This is a genomic window from Paenibacillus antarcticus (assembly GCF_001637225.1).
In the GTDB taxonomy this organism is placed as follows: domain Bacteria; phylum Bacillota; class Bacilli; order Paenibacillales; family Paenibacillaceae; genus Paenibacillus_AQ; species Paenibacillus_AQ antarcticus.
On record NZ_LVJI01000009.1, the window covers coordinates 1 to 20,825 of the forward strand.

Below are 20,825 nucleotides of genomic sequence, written 5' to 3' on the forward strand. Positions count from 1 at the left end.
ACTATAAGGGGAGCATATCAGTTGGCCAGAGTTCCTCTTTTCGATCTATCACACAATCTTTTTCCAAGCTTTGGGTTCTATATGCTTTTTCTTCTGGAAAATCTTTTTCAAAAAACTTTCTTCCTTCTTCGCCTCAAGAATCCTTTTGACTCCTCGTATAAGGAGTACAGACCTCATCTCGTTTTCATGACTCATCTTTTGAAATCCTTTAAAATACCCATTATCCATGTCTGATCATCTCCGTAGGTATATTATACTATTTCATGAAGAATAGAGTCAATTTTTGTCGATTATGTTCCTTATGATTACCACAATATAGGTATTTCGAACTGACATTTAACTTAATTAGTTAATCCTCTAATTCCACGCTTTGAATTTTCCCTTCGGTATCTACATCCCATTCGATTTCAACACCTTTGACGAGTCCGAGATTCTCATCATCTTCAATGACGATTTCACTTGGAATGTTAATCGTTTGTTGGCCCCCTTGTTCCACTTGTACATCAACCTTCTTGCCATTTACCGATAGAATAACTCCCTCGTATTCGATATGTTTCATGATGACCCCACCGTTGGGGTCAGTCATTGTAATTCGCTTGCCCCCATCTGAAAGTAATTCTACTTTCTTACGATAGTTATTCTTCACTTCCACATCTTTGATTACTTTTTTAATTGTTACACCAGCTGGAATTCCCTCTGTATCTGATACCGTTGACCCTGATGGTGAATTCGAATTAGGTGGTTCCGTTGTATTATTGGTATTCGATTCTGTAGGTGCTTGAGTTTCTACCGGTGGGGTTGTTCCTTCTGGTTCAGGTTGTGCCTTAGAACAGCCGCTTAAGAGCATACTTATACATAAGAGGAGAAGAAGTGATACTTGAAGTATGTTACCTTTTTTGATTATCATTGTGTTCCTCCTTGGGTTAACTTAGTTATAAATAGTTTTTACTAAACCTATTGATAATATGTACATTCTACCACTTTTATATTGAAGATGCTTCTACCCTTGAATAACGGACAAATAGAGTCTATAATACAAACTGCAGATCCAGACAATGAATGTCTGGTTAAACGAGTAATGATCTTGTGATTTAATCACAGACATTAAGGATCTATTATAGTTATTAAAATCTAGGAGGATGGTCATGATGGAACAACTTATCGATGTTGGGATTATTGGTGGTGGACCCGCAGGTCTGAATGCTGCACTTGTGCTGGGCAGAGCAAGAAAAAGCGTGGTGCTTATTGATGAAGATCGTCCACGCAATCGGGTAACTCGTGAATCTCATGGATTTCTGACCAGAGATGGCATTAAACCGAGTGAATTACGACGAATTGCAATGGAGCAGATTCGCGCTTATCCCTCCGTCCATTTTGTAGCGGATACCGCTGTAACCATCACGGGAACCGATGGTGATTTTCTAATTACAATCGGAGACGGAACCACCTTTCGGAGCAAAAAGTTACTGTTTGCCATTGGCATGAAGGATCTCCCTTTGGATATTGACGGCTTGACTGCTGTATATGGTACAAGTGCCTTTGTCTGCCCTTATTGTGATGGCTGGGAATTAAGAGACCAGTCACTCGTCATGATTGCTAATGGTGATAGAGCTCTTCACTTAGCCAAAACATTATCCGGATGGTCAAACAAACTTACTATTTGTACCGATGGCCCTGATGAATGGACGGATGAACAACGCGAGGAACTTAAGCAACATAACATTTCTTCATTTGATTCACCGATTTTGCGTATCGTATCTAATGATGGCATGGTGCAAGAAGTTGTACTTGAAGACGGTATAATCATTCCATGTACTGGTATTTTCTTTGCACCTAAGCTCGCTACTGGATCAGACGTACCTCAAGCTTTAGGTTGCCAGATTACGGAAACAGGAACCATCATCGTCGACAACATAGGTAAAACGAATGTACCGGGTATTTATAGTGCAGGAGATGCTTCAACGGTCATGTATCAAGTGATTACAGCTGCATCCATGGGAGCTTTGGCCGGTATAGGCATTAATAGTGAACTGCTTGAAGAGGCATGGAATAGTTAAAACGCAACAAAAAGTAGCCTCGGTCACGAACCGTAGGCTACTTTTGCTTATTTAACGTCATTTAATCTAATGTAAGTTCTCAAATACGCTTACTTCCAAATTTCATCGGTAATTTCCTTGATGAATGCGAGCTTGTTCCACTGCTCTTCTTCCGTAATGATATTCCCCTCTTCCGTGGAGGCGAATCCACATTGCGGGCTGAGGCAGATATGGTTGATGTCTACATATTGAGCCGCTTCTTTAATTCTATCGATGATATCCTGTTTCTCCTCAAGCGCACCTATTTTGGAAGATACCAGACCCAATACAACCTGCTGATCTTTCAATGACTTCAATGGTGTAAAATCACCTGCACGATCCGTATCAAATTCTAGATAGTAACCATCGATATTATCGATTCCGAATAGCTCGTCTGCTATAGGCTCATATCCGCCTGAAGATGCCCAAGTAGAGTGATAATTCCCACGGCATACATGCGTAGTAATAACCAAATCAGAAGGAAGGTCAGCAATCGCTTGTTGATTAACTAGTGCAAACAGCATAGCCTGACCAGAAATATCAATACCCTCTTGTTGTCTTGCTTCCCAATAGTTCTTGTCACAGAGCATCCCCCACGTGCAATCATCCAATTGCACGCTACGGCAACCAGCATCATATAGGCTACGAATAGCAGTGTTGTAGGCACTTGCAATATCCGCCACCAACTCATCGATACTACTATAATTAGCATCGGTACTCACTTTGTTCTCTGCACGTAGAAGTTCAGCAAGAAACTGTGCAGGAGCAGGAATGGTCTGACGTGCTACAACATCATCACCTGCAACTTGTTTCAAGAATTCAAAGTGAGCTACAAATGGATGATTAGAACTACTAATTTTACCGGTTAATCGTGCAGTCTCCGCTCTTGTCTCTATTCCTTGGAATAGATACCCGTGTTCAACGATGGCCTTTTCCACACCATCTAGTCCCCACATGAAATCAAGATGCCACCAAGAACGTCTGAATTCACCATCCGTTACCGCTTTTAGGCCAACTAATTTCTGCTTCTCAACCAATTTAATGATTTCTTCATCCTCAATCTTCTTCAACTCGTCTGCGGAGATCTCATCGTTCTGAAATTTGCTTCTAGCTTCTTTAAGTACTTGCGGACGCAGGAAACTACCTACTGTATCATATCTGAAAGGGGTGACTCCACGCTTTGCTGCATTCTCAATTGTACTCATTTGGGTAATCTCCTTTAGTGTATATAATATATCGCTAAATAAAAGATACCACGGTTGTTCAGTTATAATATAACTCCAATAAGCTATATCCAGTTATAGCTTAAAGCTATACCATTCTAATTTTCGCCTATCGCTCTATGAAGTTCCTCAATATAGGCTGATGCGAGCTTGGTGAGCGCAACATTTTTATGAGATATCCACCCTACGTTGATCATTTCATCACAATCCAAAGGGATAGGAATAATCTCATTACCATTCAGATCCGCGCTTAGAACACCAGTAGAGATTGTATAACCATTTAACCCTATTAACAAATTGAAGAGCGTGGACCGGTCATTTACACGAATACTTTTAGGATGTGATAACGTGCTGAGGATCTCCTCTGCGAAATGAAAGGAATTATACTCCCCTTGCTCAAAGGACAGGTAAGGATAGTGCTGTAGTTGATCGATCGTTACCATCGTCTCTTTAGCTAGGGGATTCCTATTACTAATAAAAATATGAGGTTTTGCCGTAAATAAGCTGTTAAATTGTAGCTTAGCGTCTTTAAGAAGTCTGCTTATCACCTTCGTATTGAACTCATTAAGATATAGTATTCCTATTTCACTACGCAAGCTCTTTACATCCTGAATGATTTCATGAGTTTTCGTCTCACGTAATGCCAATTCATATTCTTCTTGACCGTATTCACGCACTAAATTCACAAATGCATTCACTGCAAAAGCGTAGTGTTGGGTAGATACTGAGAAATTCTGGGGAGAAGGAAGTGCATCCAGATATCGCGCTTCCAGTAACTCCGCCTGTTCAACAACCTGTCGTGCATAACCTAGAAACTCCACCCCCTCCTTAGACAGAGAGATCCCCTTATTCGTTCGATCAAAAATAGTAATTTTAATTTCCTCTTCCAGATCCTTGATCGCATTCGAGAGACTTGGCTGGGATATAAATAATCGCTTGGCAGCTAAGTTCATGGAACCGCGACTCGCAACCTCAATCACATATTTCAATTGTTGTAGAGTCAATGAATTCTAGTCCTCTCTTTGTACATTCATTCCAAATGCCTCTGCAATCAGCTTGTAGGAGTGTATTCTAGCTTTCTCATCATGAATTGGACTATTGAGGAGAATTTCCCCGACATGGTAATCCTTACTCATTTGTAGTAACTGTTCCTTCACCTGAGCTGGTGTGCCAATAACCCGACTCTTGCGAATTTGTTTAATATGTTGTAAATCCATCTCCGTGTATGGATAATTAACTGCGGTGCTCACTGAAGGTAGGAATCGAATCTCAAGCCCTGTTCTAATACCGAGAAATAACAAATCACTGCTTGTCGCTAATCTGTTCGCTTCTTCTTCCGTGTCTGCACAAATCACGAGTGTTGCAATCATCGAACGCTGATGATCCTTTAATACAGAATTAGCCTCAAAATGTTCGTTATAATGTTGCGTTGCCGCTTCTCCTCCAGGAGTGCCAAAGAACTCCGCGAATGCATATGAGGTACCGAGTGATGCAGCGATCTTAGCACTCTCAGCACTAGAGCCTAGTAACCAAATTTCAGGTGCCGTTGAAATGCTTGGCGCTACCATCAGTTTCTCGAACGGGTGTCCAACAGGGATTGAATCATGTAAATAGCCGATAATATCAAGCACTTGCTGAGGATATTTATTCACATCAACGTATTTGTTTTGTTGGAGAGCTCTCGTCGCAAGTGGCATACCACCCGGTGCGCGCCCAAGACCTAGATCGATACGACCTGGATGTAGAGCTTCCAACAATCGGAAATTCTCAGCAACTTTATACGCACTGTAATGTGGAAGCATGATTCCGCCAGAACCAACCCGAATTCGACTAGTTGCAGCTGCCAAGTGTGCCACTAATACTTCTGGACTAGAGAACGCAAGCGCGCGCATAGCATGATGTTCAGACACCCAATAACGGGTGTATCCTAGATCTTCCGTTGCTTTTGCAAGCCGAGTCGATTGTTGAAGCCCCTCTGTTGCAGTCTGTCCTTCATTTACATAGACCTGGTCAAGTACACCTAATTTAATCATATATGAACAATTCTCCTCTTCTCTGTGATGTAAGGCTTTAATTAATTATAATAAAAAGCCCTTCAACTAAAGGGCTTAATGTTATGAGAAATATGCCAATGCATATTAAGTTTATATAAGCCAAGTTTCATTAAATAAGTTTAATGTTCCTAAAGTATAACATCTTAATCTAGAGCAATCCAACCGATGAGATGATGCGCTTGTTGTTTCATGTTTCAACTTTATGAATTCAATCCCCTTCATCAATCAACGAATGACTCCGATAAAGGCTAGCCTAAAATCGGTTCCAGTACAGTTCTCTCGATTGCCGTGGATAACTTCCAATTCAAAGTCATGGAAACCATCATCCAGATCATCTGCGATCAGTTCCATTCGGAACCAACCTTCATCAGCCACCCACGATGGACGTTCACGTGATATCACTTTCCACTCCCCTTCGCAAAGGCGATAGCGAAATTCAGCCGATGCCCGCCCGAAATCAAATCCGAGAGCTAAGCCACGACCAACGAAGGTGAACGAGAGCTTCGATCCAACAGCCGCCGTTTCTAATACTCGGTCTATCCACTCTAAGTTCACCCATCTTCGAATGATCCATGGTCCTTCGCACTTCACTTGTTCAAGAGGAAGTAATTCAACCTTCTCCCAATTCATCGGATAAAGAGCATCCGGTTTACCTGTTACGTCAGTAACTTCATCTTCTCCATGTTGAATCAAAAGTTCTTGTTCAAGAAATGCAATCACACTATGTGCATAGCTCAAACTTCCTCGCTGCGTCGGATGAAGCCCGTCAGGGAGCCAGTCCTGCCATCGTATACGTCCCTTTTGTACTTCATCAAGCGCATATTTACCCATCCAAACTGATCCCAACCTATAATGTTCTGCAAGCTTCTCCAGTTGAGAAATCGAATCTGGCACTCGTCCTTCCATCATATCATTGTACATTTCCTGACAATAGGTGTAGGTCAGCAACAGATCCCTACCTCTCCCGTCCACAAGTTGTCGGATCAATCCCTCTCGTGTCCGACCTCGCTTTTCTTCCGGTTCTTCTGCATCATTAACCGCATATTCCATAAATACAAGATCGCAATCTCTCTCAATTAAATCTCTTCGTGCACGGAATACGGCAAGATCACTACCCGTAGCTCCAATAGCTGCATTCTCTATCTTCAAGGTTACCTGCGGAAATCTTTCAGCGAACCAAGCAATCACAGGTTCCGGCCAATTATGACGTGGTCTTGCATCCGTAATTGAACCTCCAATAAAACCTATCGTAAGTTCTCCTTCTTGAATCCGTTGTAACGTTCTTGTTAGACTGCTTCTATGATTCCAGATTCCTGTCATCAAGAACACCTCATTTCCTAGATTTCAGCAAAAAATTGAAATACTTTATCGGATAAATTAGGTAGATATTCATGTCCATATTCGTGATATAATAGTGTATCTTTCTGCGAGGTAATCTTATTGTACGTTGCAAATTGGGTAGATGGCGGACAAATCCCATCACTGAGACCCGTAATCCACAATACTTTAGCCCGAATACCATCAGCTAAATTCTGAATATCTATATAACCAAGCCGATTGAAGATTTCATCCTCATGTAAATGATTTGGATCAAATGATCGAAAGAAGTAGACGAGTTCCTCGTAAGCACTAGTTGTAATATTGGACTCCCAAGCTCTCTTGTAGTCTGACAAAAAGGGATGTACCGGAACAACTGCTTTTACTCGCGGCTCTAATGCTGCGCAGGCAACAGCTAGTGCTCCACCTTGAGATTGCCCGTAAACACCGATTCGTTGTGAATCAACCTGATCCATCGTCATCAGAATTCTCACCGTCTGTACCGTATCCAGAAATACATTTCGATAATACAGATTATCAGGATTTGGATCACTCAGACCACGGATAATATGACCACGAATCGTCGTCCCCTTAATATTTAAGTTATCTTCAGACAGTCCACCTTGTCCGCGACAATCTAGGGCTAGCACTGTATAACCGTGTGCCGCATAGGCAGCTTTCTCGAGCCAATCCCCGCTATCACAAGAATATCCGTGAAACATCGCGATCGCTGGACCCTGACTATTTGTTTTATGTATACGAGGTCTAGCCATCTTGCAATGAATTCGTGCACCGCCCACACCTGTGAAGTATAGATGGAAGCATTCTGCTAACTCCGTTTGGAAATCAGCAGGAACAAGTTCATATGTCGTCCCCTGCTTTTCTAATTCATGAAGACCACGATCCCAGTACACATCGAAATCTTCCGGTTTTGGGCTACTGCCCATATACGTTTTTAGTTGTTCCATAGACATTTCTAACGCCATCTTATATCTCTCCTTAATGCTGAAACAGCCCGTCCATGACGGGCTGTCAGTCTGTATTTAGATTAATTAAAGTTTTGATAGAATTCGCGAATCACTTTCTCCGCAGGCTTACCATACACATCATATCCATCATTCTGTGCAGCTGTATTCTCTTCATAAAGGAAGTGACTCCAGTCCCACAATCCGAATCCCCGAATCCAGTCTCTGCGGTTCGACTTCTCGAACATTTCCTGATAGAACTCCTCTTGTTCAGCCAAATTTATATCACCAATGAGATCCCAGTTATTCGGAACGAATGAAGAACCGCTGCGACTTGGACATCCCGCTTCAGCAAAGAAAAACGGCTTATTATAAGGTTTTATGATCTTCTCAATCCGATCGAGCTGGTTGTCCCAATCATCTATCGGATAGTAGCCACTAGAAGAAATAACATCTACCGCATCCCACCAAGTTACATGTCCTTCTTGGTATTTATCCGTATTATAAGTGACAAGACCAGAATAATTCTCACGTACAGCTGCAATAACCTGGCGCCATTCATCTGCTCGCCGCTCGGTCTGAACCATTTCACATCCAGCAATAAACAATTCACACCCCGTTGCTTCCGCAATAGTAGCGTAATGTTGTTGGTATGCCGTATAACTTGCGAACCAGTCTCGCCACTTCGGTTCACAAGGAACATCCAGATCAAAAAAGTTAATATGCGCTCGCCATGTTCCGTCAGCAACATTTACCGTTGGCTTCATAATAGTCTTCAACCCCAGAGATTGGGCATATCGGATCATTTCAATTAATTCATCATCATTGACCATGTGATCGCCAGTATAATCAATGACTGTAGATTGCGGTTGTTCCTGGAGTGCAGCAAGTGCGAATATGACATAGGTGCTACCCGTTCTCTCCTGTAACAGCTTCAGTGAGTCCTTTGCTTCTGGTTTCAAGAAGTCTCCCTTGTTGCACATCCATCCAAAAGTGAATCCCTTGATGTATTCCATGGTAGTATCTCTCCTTACATAATACCGATTTCTTGATCGTCCCCTACAACTTCATTCGTATCCTTGATATAATTCACAATTTCTTCTACCGTAGTATAAGCCACACCTACGTAAGTGTCCGCTGCGCCGTAGTAAATGGCAATTCTTCCTGTTTGTGCATCATGAAGTGTTGCACATGGGAACACCACATTATTTACAAAACCTCTCTCTTCATACCATTCTTCCGGTGTAAGGATATAGTTCGACGAACGGTATTTTACTTTAGACGGCTCATCTAAATCGAGAATAACTGCCCCCATACTGTAGATAAGACCATTACAGGTACCTGTAACTCCGTGATAGAACATCAACCAACCTTCAGAAGTTTCAATAGGTGCTGGACCGCCGCCAATTTTCACCGCTTGCCACCAACCATCTCCACCTTTGGACATGACATGGCGATGTTTGCCCCAGTAGACAAAATCAGGACTTTCACTCAAGAACACATCACCAAATGGTGTATGTCCACTGTCGCTCGGACGAGACAACATCATAAAGTTACCGTTAATTTTTCTTGGGAATAGCACGCCATTACGATTAAACGGAAGGAACGGATTTTCTAGTCGAACGAACGTCTTGAAGTCTTCAGTCTTCGCAACACCAATTGCAGCACCATAGAAATCTGTACACCAGATAATATAAAATGTATCTTCAACCTTTACCACCCTCGGATCATAAGCATATCGAGGTTGGAATGGATTTCCTTCTTCGTCAATGAACTCAATTCTATTCTCGTCTATCGTCCAGTTTAGCGCATCGTCACTTTCCCCCATATGTAGATGAGGACGACCGTTAATCGTCTCAGCTCTAAATACCCCGATGAACCGATCTTCATAAGCCACAACTGCACTATTAAAAATACGAGCGATGCCTTTTGCTGGATTTCTCTTTACGATAGGGTTCTCCGAATGTCTCCATACAGGACCTACGCTACCCTCCGGTTTATCCTGCCAAGGCATATTTGCCAGATTTCCTCCAATAATTTTAATGTTTTCCATGATGATATTCCCTCCACATATTGTTTTTTTTATATTTTTTATTTAACAGAACCTTGGGCGAACCCATTATAGATATATTTTTGCAAGGACACGAAAGCAATCGTAATCGGAATGATAGAGATAATAATTGCTGCACAAATGACTTCCCATTGCGAACCATATGGACCTTTGAATTTAAACAATGCCGTTGATATAACCTGCAGATCCTGACTTGGCATATAAAGGAAAGGCGTATAGAAGTCATTATAGATGTTGACCCCTTTAACAATAATGACAGTTACAATGGCAGGTGCTAGAAGTGGCAAAATAATTCTAAAGTAAATAGTGAAGTATGAAGCACCATCAAGCATAGCTGATTCATCTAGAGACTCTGAGATCGAATCTAAGAATTGTAAAAAGATATATACTGCAATAATATCTGTTCCTAAATAGAGAATAATTGGTGCGAACCGTGTATCCACCAAATGAAGAAAGTCGATAATTTTGAATGTCGCCACTTGGGTAGTCACACTTGGAATCAACGTTGCTAGTAGAAAAGCAGTCATTAATAGCTTTCTTCCTCGGAACTTGAATCGACTTAATATATAAGCGACCATAGATCCAATTAATGTCGCTCCAATAATGGAAACGATAAGAATAAATATCGTGTTCGCGAAACCGAGCAGCATCTTACCACCTACGAAAGCTTTCGAATAGTTAGCGAAATTAAACCAATTCGTCGGAGGTTCAAGTGGATTACTCGTTGCATATTCCTGACCTGTCTTTAAGGATGCGAATATGATAACCACAATTGGAATCAAGACAACCAGAGTAGCAATGATCAGAGAAAGGTATTTGAGTATGCTAGCTATCGTATATTTTAATTTGTACATACTTATTCTCCCTCCTTAACCAAAAGCCTCTGAATGACAGTCACAACAATAACAATGAAGAGCAATACAACGGCCATAGCGGAAGCAAGTCCAAGCTTATTGTATTTAAAGGCGACATCGATCGTTTGGATAACAAAAGTATTACTTCCATTAGATCCACCAGTCATAATATATGGAATATCAAAGGCGCTGATTGCACCACTAATTCCGAGAATAAGATTAAGCTGAAGAATACGTTTAATACTTGGAAGAATAATATGACAGAATTGATGCCACTTGTTAGCCCCGTCAATATCGGAAGCTTCATAGACATCTTTACCTACTGAGGAAATCGCACCTAGGAAAATAATAAAGTTGAAACCCATATACCTCCATAGCGAGGCTCCTGCAAGTGAGATATTAATAAGGTTAGGGTTAAGTAACCATCCCTGTGTGAGACTTCCTAGACCAATGTACTGAAGCACAGTGTCAAGCGTCCCATCTGGTTTAAAGAAGAATAAGAAGATGAAACCGATCGCCACGCCATTTAGTAATGATGGGAAGAAGATAATACCCTTAAAGAAATTTCCAGCACGCACTTTAAAGCTAAGTATCGTTGCGAAGTATAATGCCAGCCCCATTTGCACAAATGTTGCCACAAAATAATACAAGCTGACTTTAAAGACTGTGAAGTATTTCGGATCCGTAAAAATAGTTCTATAATTCTTTAGCCCAACCCACTTATACTCGGGACTGTATCCATTCCAATTCGTAAAGCTATACTTAAACATATTGATGACCGGTAAATAAGCGAAGGTAAATAGCAGAATAACCGGTATCAGGGAGAAAGCAATGATGATGATTTTTCTTTGATTTTTGTAACTCATATTCTTGAACATTACTCCGACCTCCATTCATTCCAACTTCTTAGTAGAAGGAAGAGAAGGCAACCGAACCTACTGTTCGATTTCTTCTCTCCTTAATTAAGAAGTTTTATACCACTGTTATTCGCTAGCTACTGCTGCGCGCGATTTATTCCACGCTTCATTTAGATCATTCATAATGTCATCATAAGTTTCCTTTTTGTTCCCAATAGCCGCTTCAATAATACGTTTCTTAAAGTCAGGCTGCCATAGACCAATTTCAGAGTCTTTATCGATTTTATCAACTAGACCTTCTTGACCAGCTTTAGCTGCAGTCTGAAATTGGAACTCAATATCTGTTCCTTCAAATTGTTTAAGTGCGGCCGGTAATTCAGCACCTACTACAGGACTCATACCCCCACCTTCTGTAACTGGGTAAGTGGAATCGTTAATGAACCAATCAACCCATGCTCTAGCAGCTTCTTTGTTTGAACTCTTAGCACTTATACCGATAGTATAATCATCAGCGAGTGGCATAATAACCTTCTCTGCATTTGTAGGGAAAGGCATATATCCGATGTTGTCAGGAGTTGTAGTCATACTTTGAATTTGTCCAAGAGCCCATGATCCAAGGACCATCGTAGCGATTTTGCCGTTAGCCAAATCAGCTTTGGAAGATTCCCAATCCGTTGTCAATGGGTCTTTCTCAATCAGACCCTGTTGTGCTGCATCGAATAATATCTTATAAAGTTCGTAATGTGGTTGTCCTTTGACAAAAATATCATCCGAAGTCGGTTGAGTGACGTTGACATAATCCACATTCCCTGCAACTGTTGTCAAATCTGCTTCCCATTGAGTCAATGGCCAGCCTGCAGCATAGTTGGTATACAGAGGGATTGCATTGCCTTTATCTTTAACCATTTTCAATGCAGTCAAGAATTGTTCAGGTGTTCTTGGAGCTTCCTTGATTCCCGCATCTTCAAATACCTGTTTATTGTAAACGATACCGTTAAAGTTAATCGTAGTTGCGATACCGTAGACTTTACCATCCACAGTTCTTTCTTCAAGACCATTGTATTGTTTTTTCATTTCATCAAAATCACCTAGCGGTTCAAAGAATTGAGGTGTATCAGCAAGAGGAATGCTTGTCGGTAGTAATAGCACATCACCATAGTCATTTGAATTCATTCGCACTTTGATTTGGCCTTCATAATCTGACAATGCTTGAAAGCTAACTTTAATATTCGGATACTTCTCATTAAATTTAGCTGCATAATCTTTGAACACCGTATCTACAATATCAGTTTTTTGCGTGAGCACTGTAATATCGCCCTTAAGATCTTTACCTCCCGTAGTGGTTGCAGTACCTGGATCTGTACTTACTTTGTTCCCGCCATTAGAAGTTGAACAACCGACCATAGCAATAACTAAAAGTGACGACATGATTGCAAGAAGCATTTTACGACTTTTCATCTCTCTAAAACCCTCTCTCTCGTTTAATTAAGGTTACCGTTTAAGTAACAAGTTCATCTTACATTGGAACCGCTTTCCGGTCAAGATATTTGTAAACATATTTTTCCTAAAATATAAAAAAACCTTATTAAATAAGGTTTTTTTGTGTTTATTTATCCATTTCGTAATTCTTTAGTTATATATTATTTCATCTCCTTTCTTTTTCCGCTCATATACCTTATTATGAATTCAAAGAGTAAATAAATATATTTCGTAAGTTAACGATAATCTTCGAGATAATAATCCTTGCCTATCGCATACTAACGTTTATATTCACTACATACCACAAATGTGGAAATTAGAGACATTTATCCTTTATTATTGATAAGTAAAACCGTATACTAGTAGGAAATAAATTTTAAGGTAAGTAGTCTGGGATAGTTAGGTGGGGGCTTCAGTGAAAAACAATGTTACCATGCGAGATATCGCTAAAAAGCTTAGCGTCAGCACAGTTACCGTATCTAAGGCTCTTGGAGACAAAGAAGGCGTCAGTGAAGAGCTAAAAGCCAAGATCAAGAACTTAGCTACAGAAATGAATTACCGATACAACACCACTGCTAAATCCATGAAGGATGGCCTATCTTATAATATTGGTGTTATCATTCCAGAGCGGTTTACCGGGGTGTCTCAGTCCTTCTATTTGAGAATTTACCAGCATATTTCTCGACTATTAGAGAATTATGGATATTATGGCATTCTCAATATTCTTAATAGTGAAGATGAAGAACAATTGAATCTCCCAAGAATCTATTACGAGAAAAAGGTAGACGGGATTATCGTCCTCGGACAAGTCAACAAAGCATACATAGATATCATAGAAACGATGCAATTACCCAAAATTTTTACGGACTTCTATGATGAACATGCTGATATTGACTCTGTCATTACGGATAATTTCTATGGTTCTTACGAAATTACCAACTACCTGATTCAAAATGGACATTGCGAAATTGCCTATGTGGGTAATATTCATTCAACAAGTAGTATTCAGGACCGTTTCTTAGGGTATTATAAGTCCTTGCTAGAACACAACATTCCATTAAATCAGCTTCTAATTCTTAACGATCGAGATGACAAGGGGATATTCATTGATATCGAACTTCCCAACCCCCTCCCTACGGCATTTGTATGTAACTGCGACCAAGTCGCTTATCTTCTTACAGAAAAGTTAATAGAAAATGGATTCCAAATTCCGCAAGACTGTTCTATCGTAGGTTTTGACAATGACATTTACGCAACCTTATCCTCTCCTCCATTAACTACGGTAGAAGTGGATATCGAACAAATGGCCAACACCTCAGTAAACTCTATTATGGAGAAGATAAAGAATCCAGATAAGCGCTTTGGAAGAGTCTTAGTTCAAGGGAAAATCATTTACCGTGATTCTGTACAAGCATTGATTGGTACATGAGCAAGAACATGCTCATTTGAAGAAAATCTAAATAACAAAAACATCTGCTATTCCTGTAATGTTGTAAGTCTTACCCAACAACAAAGGAATAAGCAGATGCAGACTAAGTATCAATGAAATACGAGGTTGAGCCCTAAAAAGGATATGGAACTTTTCTCTTAGAGAAATGCTTCCATATCCTATTTTCATTAGTTTACCTTAATCAATTTCCATTGCTGATTACTGCCCCCGTTATCCGACCACTGCACAATATCCGCACCGTCAGATTGAGACTTAGAAAGTACATCCATAGCTTTACCGCTGTTCCGATTTACTAGCTTGTAATAACCATCTCCTGTGCTCACCAGTTTCCATTGCTGGTTGCTGCCCCCGTTATCCGACCAGTGTACTATTTTAGCACCATCGGACGTGAGTTTTCCACTTACATCCGCTACTTTCCCGCTGTTGCGGTTCGTCATCTTGTGGTACCCATCACTGGTCACGGTGAATTTCCACTGTTGGTTTGCATTTCCAGTATCTGACCATTGAGCAAGCTTACCACCGTCAGAAGTGGAGTGCGAGTATACTTCCAGCGCCTTACCACTATTGCGATTTATCAACTTATAATAGCTATTTGTATCGATTGAGATACTACCACTGTCACCGCCACCACCAAATATAGGCGCAATTGTACTCGTAGATTTGAATCCGTAAGAACCATTTATAACGGTATTACCCCAACTTGTCAGACTCGTACCGGCCCAATCATTAGACATATCTAAGTAAGCCCAATCTGATCCATTTCCTTTCCATGACCAAGCCATCCAACCCACGCCTTTTTCCTGCGTGTAACTCATAATAGTAGCCTCATCTACATCGCCGTCTGTGTGCTTATTACCAAATTCTCCAATAACTACCGAGAGACCTAGATTCAGCACGCCATCAATATTGGATTTCACTTGAGAAGAATTACCACCTGCATATTCATACATATGAATAGAGAACATGGTGTTCTTATTCACATCCGTGTTGAATACTTCCTTCCCTTTATCAATGATAGATTGTGGGTACTGTCCCCACCCTCCAGCATCAACCATCAACGTGTGATTAAGACCAGCACCTCTTAGCTTAGGAATCGCACTCTTGTATCCATTTGCCCAGCCGTTACTATCCCATGTACCGTACCATTCATTCGCGATATTAATGATGACACGGTCTTCCTTACCGACAAGGATACTTTTAAGTCCGATCCAATAATTAACCGCACTATCAAGTGCAGATGTTGAATCACTTCCAGTCGCATCATGTACTTCAAGGACAGCTATTAATTTGTATTGGGTAGCCAAAGAGATCAAGTTGCTCACAGTACTAGCATCGTCCTTGGTATACTTACTCCCATCAGATAGTACGATTCTGACTGTGTTTGCCCCAGTTGCAGCAATAGCCTTCATTGCCACAGCCGAATCACTCTTAAACCAAGAATGTGCATGATTTACTCCGCGTATCTTGAATGCTTTTCCAGTGGAATCATAAAGAGTCGTACCGCTTACATAAAACCCAGAAGCGGCACTCGCCGTTTCAGCTCCAACACTCATTGCAACTGAAAAGATCATTACAAATGTCAAAAAGAGTGCATAAATTTTCTTGAAATTCACCATCATTATCAAGCTCCTTTTTAATATAGATTTTGATAGCGTCTACAAGATGAATGTAATATATCTTTGTACTGACGTGCTTGATTTGTTAACCGGATGAAAGCTGCATATTTAAGTTATAATGCGAAGTTCCATCCGTATTTCCTGATTTCATGCTACTTACGCCAAAAGCGATCCGAATCGCCGTCGCTTTCATGTCCACGGATCGATACAATCGACCATGGAGTGGTTAAAAGCGGATTGAAAACGATACATAATTGGCAAGATGAGATCATCAATTACCATCATTGTCGATGGACGAATCCAACCGAAGAAGGTCGACAACATTGATTGGTGATTTTTAACCCACGTTTATTTATCTACACCAACCAGCGTAATCTCATCCAAATAAATAAATGCATCTCCAGTTCCAGATAGAGACTCCAACTTAATCCCCATAGATTTGACTGTATCTAGATTCTTCACTTTATCCAAAGGCAACGTGATCTTCGTGAAATCCCCACCATTGGTAGCTATTATCTCGAATACTTCACTAGCATTCCACTCCCAGACGCTTCCTGTTTTAATGTATAGTTTTACTTTGGCAGACCCTGAAGATAATTTGACTTTGGCGGTAATCTCTTTCAACCCCTTAAGATCAAGCGGTGTATCATTCTTCAATTCAAAGCTAGTTCCAGTCAACGAAAACGCGGATCGTAATGCCTTCGAGCCTGTAGAGAACATATCTGAAGAAACTTCAGTTACCTGAGCATTCGCGTCATTTTGGCTTTCGTCTACTGACCACGCTTCCGTACCCGTTTCAAAATCATATAGAATTCCCGGTCCCTGCGGATTGCTTCCAGACCCACCTCCTCCGTTAGAACCATCCCCTACATTCGGATCGTAGACAGCTTTAATATCATCAAAGTACATGCTGTTTGTTCCTGTATACCCATTTACGGAGTTAACGAAGATAGAGAACTTTTGCACATCCTTCAATTTCTCTTTCGTCAGTGTTCCTGTAGCACCATGAACAGGTACAAATTTATTGAAATCCATTTTTTCTAATCGAGCCACATCCGTACTTGTATCTGGGTAGTATTCGAAGTCCCCCTCACTCACATGCAGTTGAAACACTAACTTCTGTCCTAGACCATCTGCTTTAATCCATGTCTCTAATTGGTTGAATTCAGACCAATCCACTTCGTTCAAAGTCTTTGATATCCCTGCGTACGTCTGATTCCCCAGAGTGTACTTATAAGACAATCCATAACTTCCACCCTGTTTATTAGTCGTATCTAAAGACACTTCAACCCCATCTCCCTGAGGTTTGTATAGATCAGCTACAGCGGCATCCACGCCATTGTAACCTTCGAAGTCATCAATTCGAGCTGGGTCGCTCACAGCCTCTTCATAGACACTGAATAATTGAATATTATCAACATAGATTGGGCGATCGAAGCTAAACCCGTTACCCACGATAGATATGCTAAGCCCTTTAGCTGCGGAAGATAACGCTGGATCAGTTAGATCAACTGAAGCGGAATACCGATAATATTCAAGTCCCATAGTGTCCGTGACTTTGTTTAGACTTGTTAGCTTCTTCTCCGTAGAATCCATCCCAAATTTAATATTATAATCTGGTGGAAGTAGTACCATAGTTCGAACCGTCGCATCCGGATTATTATCCACACTAACTGGAATCAATAGATCCAACTTCACCCGTTTAACATCCGAGATCTTAACAGTCTCAGCAACGTTGGAAAGATTCAACTTTAACTCTTGCCACGTGTCATCTGGTTCAAGTCCGGTAGCATTTAATTGCAGCGCACCATTGCTGTCAAACTCGCCATGTTCTACATCTAGTACAATAGAAGTTCCATTCTCATTCGCACCCGACCATGTGCCGACGCTCTCAACCTCTTCAGTATCATTATCAAACGTATACGACTTCATCAGAACTTCTTTCACTTTCACAAACACCATATTCGTCTGTTGGAGAATAGAAACGTTGTTGTTATCGTATGCTTTGACGGTAAAGGTAGCTGTATTACCATTAAATGCTGGATCTATTGCCCAATCAGCCGAGTAATAACCGTCTTGATCTAATACCATTGGCATTTCTATATCAGATCCTTCAAGCTGATATATCACCCGTGATGGAATCACATCGAGCACACGAGCTCTGATTTTCGTCTCCCCTATTCTTACCGTAGACTGGTTCACGGGTGAAGCAATATGCATAAAGGCTTTCTCTGCACTCGCCTGTACCTTTTTAGCTTTCAGATCCCCAACCTCTTTGTTAAACGCAGTATAGGGGTCATTATAGAATTTAATAAAATCAGGCAGAAGTTCATGATCTCCCAGATTACTGGCGTTATGATAGGGTACGAATAAGTTCCCATTCAGATTAAAATTGGCCCAAGTAAGCATATAAGCAATACGTTTCGCATCTGGATCTTGCTTAATCGCATTCAGCACATTAGTGAACCAATTCAAATCCCCATTTCCAGTTGTCTTCATCCCGCTCGGACTATAACCAAATTCAGAGAAGGTAGCCACTTTCTCCTTTGTATCTGCAAGCTTGGCAATCATACCAAGATCACTCACAAGACCATTTAGAAAGTTCGCTGCACCAGGAGTCTCCTGATTATCATACTGATCCATACCTAGGATATCTACGAAATCGTCACCAGGATACGTGGTCAAATATTTCGCTTCACTGCCTCCAAAGGAACCATTTGGTGAGTAGACATACAGCAAATTATGGACATTCTTCAAGTCGCGCAAATATTCTACTGTATACCGATAGATCTCTACATACTCACTTTGTGAAGTTGTTTGTGCTCCCCACCAGAACCAGCCACCATTTTGTTCGTGGAAAGGACGGAACAAGATTGGTATCGCCTCTCCCTGATCATCTTTTAATTGATTCGCTAAATCTGCGACTTGATCTAGATAGGCATTGAAGTCGGCATTCTTATCACCACCCGGCAGAATATGTTCTACCACATTACCTTTTACATCGTTAAAACTGCCCCCTGTAACAAAATTCGGCATATGCGCACTGAGCGTAATTATCCCTTTATTGTCATGCGCTTTTTTCATAAGAATCGCTAAATTCTCTCTGCTTTTCACTGGATCTCCAAATACACCGGGTTTCTCTTTACCTTCGAGACTTAACGTGTCCCAACCATATACAGCAGGGAAATCTCCAACGGCATTTTTAACATCGGATTGTGTTCCAGTTGGTGTAGATTCACTAAAAGATAGTCCAACGTCCGTGACATGCTGCTGTCCGAATAATACCTCTTTCCCTCTTGTATCAGACAGATAAGCAAACAGGGATTTGGTTGTTGAAGTCGCTTCCGCATCCACTAGATTCTCAACTCTTAATCCAGCACCGTTATCTGTTCCCCCGGTTTCTCCATTCCCCCCTGAACTCCCACTGCTTCCTTGCGTGTTACCAGAACTCACACTGCCAGTCACGGGGCCCATATTCGTTCGACTTGAAATACGCCCATTAATAACACTAGTTATTCCTGGATTTGTTAACTGGCCGTTGATCTTAACACTTCCACTCAGAATATTCACTTCGGTTAGTGTGCCTTGTGAATTTACTTCACTGCCATTTGCTGAAGCTCCAATCTCCATCTTCTTTACCGTTGAACCCTTTTCTCCTTTCAATTCAAACGGATTATTCGCCTGAACAAAACCAATAACAGACCCTGAACGCATATCGAGTGTAGACCGGCTATTTAACACGAGTCGTTCCATTTGAGTTGAGCCTGTAACGCGGATAGTCACAGCGCCTTCTTTCCGGTTAACAACCACTTGATTTAGATTAGAGTTATGAATAATGATGCTATGGTTACCACCACCTAATACATAAGTAGTTCCATTAACCGTTACGTTATCGAGCGTAACTTCTCCCTCACCAATCCCAGGAGCTAAGTACAAATCGCCAGAGATATTCGCATCCTTAAGAGTCACACCTTCATGATTAATAACCGCATTACCTTGTATACTTCCCCCTTGAACAATGCCCGGTTGTGAATAATATGCTTTGACGAGTTTATCTACCAATGTAACAACCTCAGCCCGAGTGATGGGCACATCCGGTCTAAATGTCCCATCCGAGTAACCGCTTACATAATTAGATAATTCTCGAACCGCATCAATTGCATACGCATTAATTTCCTTTACATCTTTAAACCCTACAGAAGCGTCAATATTCCCTTCATGTTTCAGAAGAAAAGCTCGAGCGATTAGAGTTACGGCGTCTTGACGGGTTAGTTCTGCATCCGCTTGAGACCTATTATTGTTAAATCCATCATAGTAACCCGCTTCCTTAGCTACAGAAAGTTCGTTAGTATACCATGCATTCGCCGACACATCAGCGAATGGTTGTATTGTCTTCTGATAGTAACCAAAAACCCGGTTCATGATCGTAACAAACTCGGCACGAGTCACACTTTTGTCTGGAGAAAAGGATCCATCTGGATAGCCTTTTATCAACCCTTCCCCCATCCACTTTTCAATACTGGTACCAGCCCAATGGATTGCGGATGTCTCCTTTTGTGAAACAGTATCCAACGATTCTGCATAACTAAACCCAGATGCTGATAATAGAGAAACAAACAATACGGCAGCCGCTGACAATGGAACACATTTTAATGTTTTCATCATAAACCCCTTCCTAAATTTAAGTTAACGTTAACCCCATGATCATATTATGTTAGCGCTTACTCGTCAATATCTTGTTTTAAATATTAAACAAATTATATTTAAAACAATTAATTAATCCTTATAAATACTAATTATATTGACAACTACCGGTATGAATATTAAAATGATTTTGTTAAGTAATCGTTTACTTTAATTAAAA

The 20,825-nt window shown here is 40.9% G+C and carries 15 protein-coding genes; 2 read left to right on the top strand and 13 right to left on the bottom strand.

The features are described 5' to 3' along the window. Positions 1 to 349 precede the first annotated feature (349 nt). Positions 350 to 907, bottom strand: a complete 558-nt coding sequence (locus tag PBAT_RS07445; protein ID WP_068648126.1) for a hypothetical protein — start codon at positions 905 to 907, stop codon at positions 350 to 352. Between the two features lie 238 nt (positions 908 to 1,145). Between PBAT_RS07445 and PBAT_RS07450 the strand changes: the two genes are divergently transcribed. Further along, complete coding sequence (locus PBAT_RS07450; RefSeq protein ID WP_068648128.1) at positions 1,146 to 2,057, top strand: NAD(P)/FAD-dependent oxidoreductase; 912 nt, start codon at positions 1,146 to 1,148, stop codon at positions 2,055 to 2,057. 89 nt (positions 2,058 to 2,146) lie between these two features. On the opposite strand, the gene PBAT_RS07455 is transcribed toward PBAT_RS07450, so the two are convergent. From PBAT_RS07455 to PBAT_RS07500, 10 genes are all read right to left on the bottom strand, one after another. Continuing rightward, complete coding sequence (locus PBAT_RS07455; RefSeq protein ID WP_068648130.1) at positions 2,147 to 3,280, bottom strand: 5-methyltetrahydropteroyltriglutamate--homocysteine S-methyltransferase; 1,134 nt, start codon at positions 3,278 to 3,280, stop codon at positions 2,147 to 2,149. A gap of 116 nt (positions 3,281 to 3,396) precedes the next feature. After that, a complete protein-coding gene (locus tag PBAT_RS07460; RefSeq protein ID WP_068648132.1) occupies positions 3,397 to 4,302 on the bottom strand; it encodes a LysR family transcriptional regulator in 906 nt (301 codons plus the stop codon). Positions 4,303 to 4,308: 6 nt separating this feature from the next. Continuing rightward, positions 4,309 to 5,331 (bottom strand): LLM class flavin-dependent oxidoreductase, encoded by a 1,023-nt coding sequence (locus PBAT_RS07465; RefSeq protein ID WP_068648134.1) that lies wholly within the window; start codon positions 5,329 to 5,331, stop codon positions 4,309 to 4,311. Between the two features lie 246 nt (positions 5,332 to 5,577). Further along, entirely contained in the window at positions 5,578 to 6,672 is a 1,095-nt protein-coding gene (locus PBAT_RS07470; protein WP_068648136.1) for an SGNH/GDSL hydrolase family protein, read from the bottom strand. 17 nt (positions 6,673 to 6,689) lie between these two features. After that, positions 6,690 to 7,655, bottom strand: coding sequence for an alpha/beta fold hydrolase (locus tag PBAT_RS07475; RefSeq protein ID WP_068648138.1), 966 nt, complete (start codon positions 7,653 to 7,655; stop codon positions 6,690 to 6,692). Positions 7,656 to 7,717: 62 nt separating this feature from the next. After that, entirely contained in the window at positions 7,718 to 8,650 is a 933-nt protein-coding gene (locus tag PBAT_RS07480; protein ID WP_068648140.1) for a glycoside hydrolase family 113, read from the bottom strand. 14 nt (positions 8,651 to 8,664) lie between these two features. Further along, complete coding sequence (locus tag PBAT_RS07485; protein ID WP_068648142.1) at positions 8,665 to 9,687, bottom strand: glycoside hydrolase family 130 protein; 1,023 nt, start codon at positions 9,685 to 9,687, stop codon at positions 8,665 to 8,667. Between the two features lie 38 nt (positions 9,688 to 9,725). Continuing rightward, positions 9,726 to 10,559 carry a carbohydrate ABC transporter permease gene (locus tag PBAT_RS07490; protein WP_068648144.1) on the bottom strand — a complete coding sequence of 278 codons (834 nt, stop codon included), beginning with the start codon at positions 10,557 to 10,559 and terminating at the stop codon, positions 9,726 to 9,728. A gap of 2 nt (positions 10,560 to 10,561) precedes the next feature. Then, positions 10,562 to 11,437: a carbohydrate ABC transporter permease gene (locus tag PBAT_RS07495; RefSeq protein ID WP_068648146.1), complete on the bottom strand. Its 876-nt coding sequence runs from the start codon at positions 11,435 to 11,437 to the stop codon at positions 10,562 to 10,564. 105 nt (positions 11,438 to 11,542) lie between these two features. Beyond that, a complete protein-coding gene (locus PBAT_RS07500) occupies positions 11,543 to 12,874 on the bottom strand; it encodes an ABC transporter substrate-binding protein (protein WP_068648148.1) in 1,332 nt (443 codons plus the stop codon). A gap of 436 nt (positions 12,875 to 13,310) precedes the next feature. On the opposite strand from PBAT_RS07500, the gene PBAT_RS07505 reads away from it, so the two are divergent. After that, positions 13,311 to 14,324 (top strand): substrate-binding domain-containing protein, encoded by a 1,014-nt coding sequence (locus PBAT_RS07505; RefSeq protein WP_068648150.1) that lies wholly within the window; start codon positions 13,311 to 13,313, stop codon positions 14,322 to 14,324. Positions 14,325 to 14,512: 188 nt separating this feature from the next. Here PBAT_RS07505 and PBAT_RS07510 read toward each other — a convergent pair whose 3' ends face one another. Together PBAT_RS07510 and PBAT_RS07515 are read right to left on the bottom strand one after the other, a co-directional pair. Continuing rightward, entirely contained in the window at positions 14,513 to 15,964 is a 1,452-nt protein-coding gene (locus PBAT_RS07510) for an RICIN domain-containing protein (RefSeq protein ID WP_068648152.1), read from the bottom strand. Between the two features lie 345 nt (positions 15,965 to 16,309). Next, positions 16,310 to 20,623 (bottom strand): glycosyl hydrolase, encoded by a 4,314-nt coding sequence (locus PBAT_RS07515; RefSeq protein WP_211267824.1) that lies wholly within the window; start codon positions 20,621 to 20,623, stop codon positions 16,310 to 16,312. Positions 20,624 to 20,825: the final 202 nt, after the last annotated feature.

What these genes read in the sequence shown, in the direction of transcription:
- PBAT_RS07495 (WP_068648146.1), bottom strand. Translation starts at nt 11,437, where the DNA reads ATGTTCAAGAATATGAGTTACAAAAATCAAAGAAAAATCATCATCATT.
- PBAT_RS07455 (WP_068648130.1), bottom strand. Translation starts at nt 3,280, where the DNA reads ATGAGTACAATTGAGAATGCAGCAAAGCGTGGAGTCACCCCTTTCAGA.
- PBAT_RS07490 (WP_068648144.1), bottom strand. Translation starts at nt 10,559, where the DNA reads ATGTACAAATTAAAATATACGATAGCTAGCATACTCAAATACCTTTCT.
- PBAT_RS07500 (WP_068648148.1), bottom strand. Translation starts at nt 12,874, where the DNA reads ATGAAAAGTCGTAAAATGCTTCTTGCAATCATGTCGTCACTTTTAGTT.
- PBAT_RS07485 (WP_068648142.1), bottom strand. Translation starts at nt 9,687, where the DNA reads ATGGAAAACATTAAAATTATTGGAGGAAATCTGGCAAATATGCCTTGG.
- PBAT_RS07450 (WP_068648128.1), top strand. Translation starts at nt 1,146, where the DNA reads ATGATGGAACAACTTATCGATGTTGGGATTATTGGTGGTGGACCCGCA.
- PBAT_RS07445 (WP_068648126.1), bottom strand. Translation starts at nt 907, where the DNA reads ATGATAATCAAAAAAGGTAACATACTTCAAGTATCACTTCTTCTCCTC.
- PBAT_RS07475 (WP_068648138.1), bottom strand. Translation starts at nt 7,655, where the DNA reads ATGGCGTTAGAAATGTCTATGGAACAACTAAAAACGTATATGGGCAGT.
- PBAT_RS07510 (WP_068648152.1), bottom strand. Translation starts at nt 15,964, where the DNA reads ATGATGGTGAATTTCAAGAAAATTTATGCACTCTTTTTGACATTTGTA.
- PBAT_RS07515 (WP_211267824.1), bottom strand. Translation starts at nt 20,623, where the DNA reads ATGAAAACATTAAAATGTGTTCCATTGTCAGCGGCTGCCGTATTGTTT.
- PBAT_RS07480 (WP_068648140.1), bottom strand. Translation starts at nt 8,650, where the DNA reads ATGGAATACATCAAGGGATTCACTTTTGGATGGATGTGCAACAAGGGA.
- PBAT_RS07465 (WP_068648134.1), bottom strand. Translation starts at nt 5,331, where the DNA reads ATGATTAAATTAGGTGTACTTGACCAGGTCTATGTAAATGAAGGACAG.
- PBAT_RS07470 (WP_068648136.1), bottom strand. Translation starts at nt 6,672, where the DNA reads ATGACAGGAATCTGGAATCATAGAAGCAGTCTAACAAGAACGTTACAA.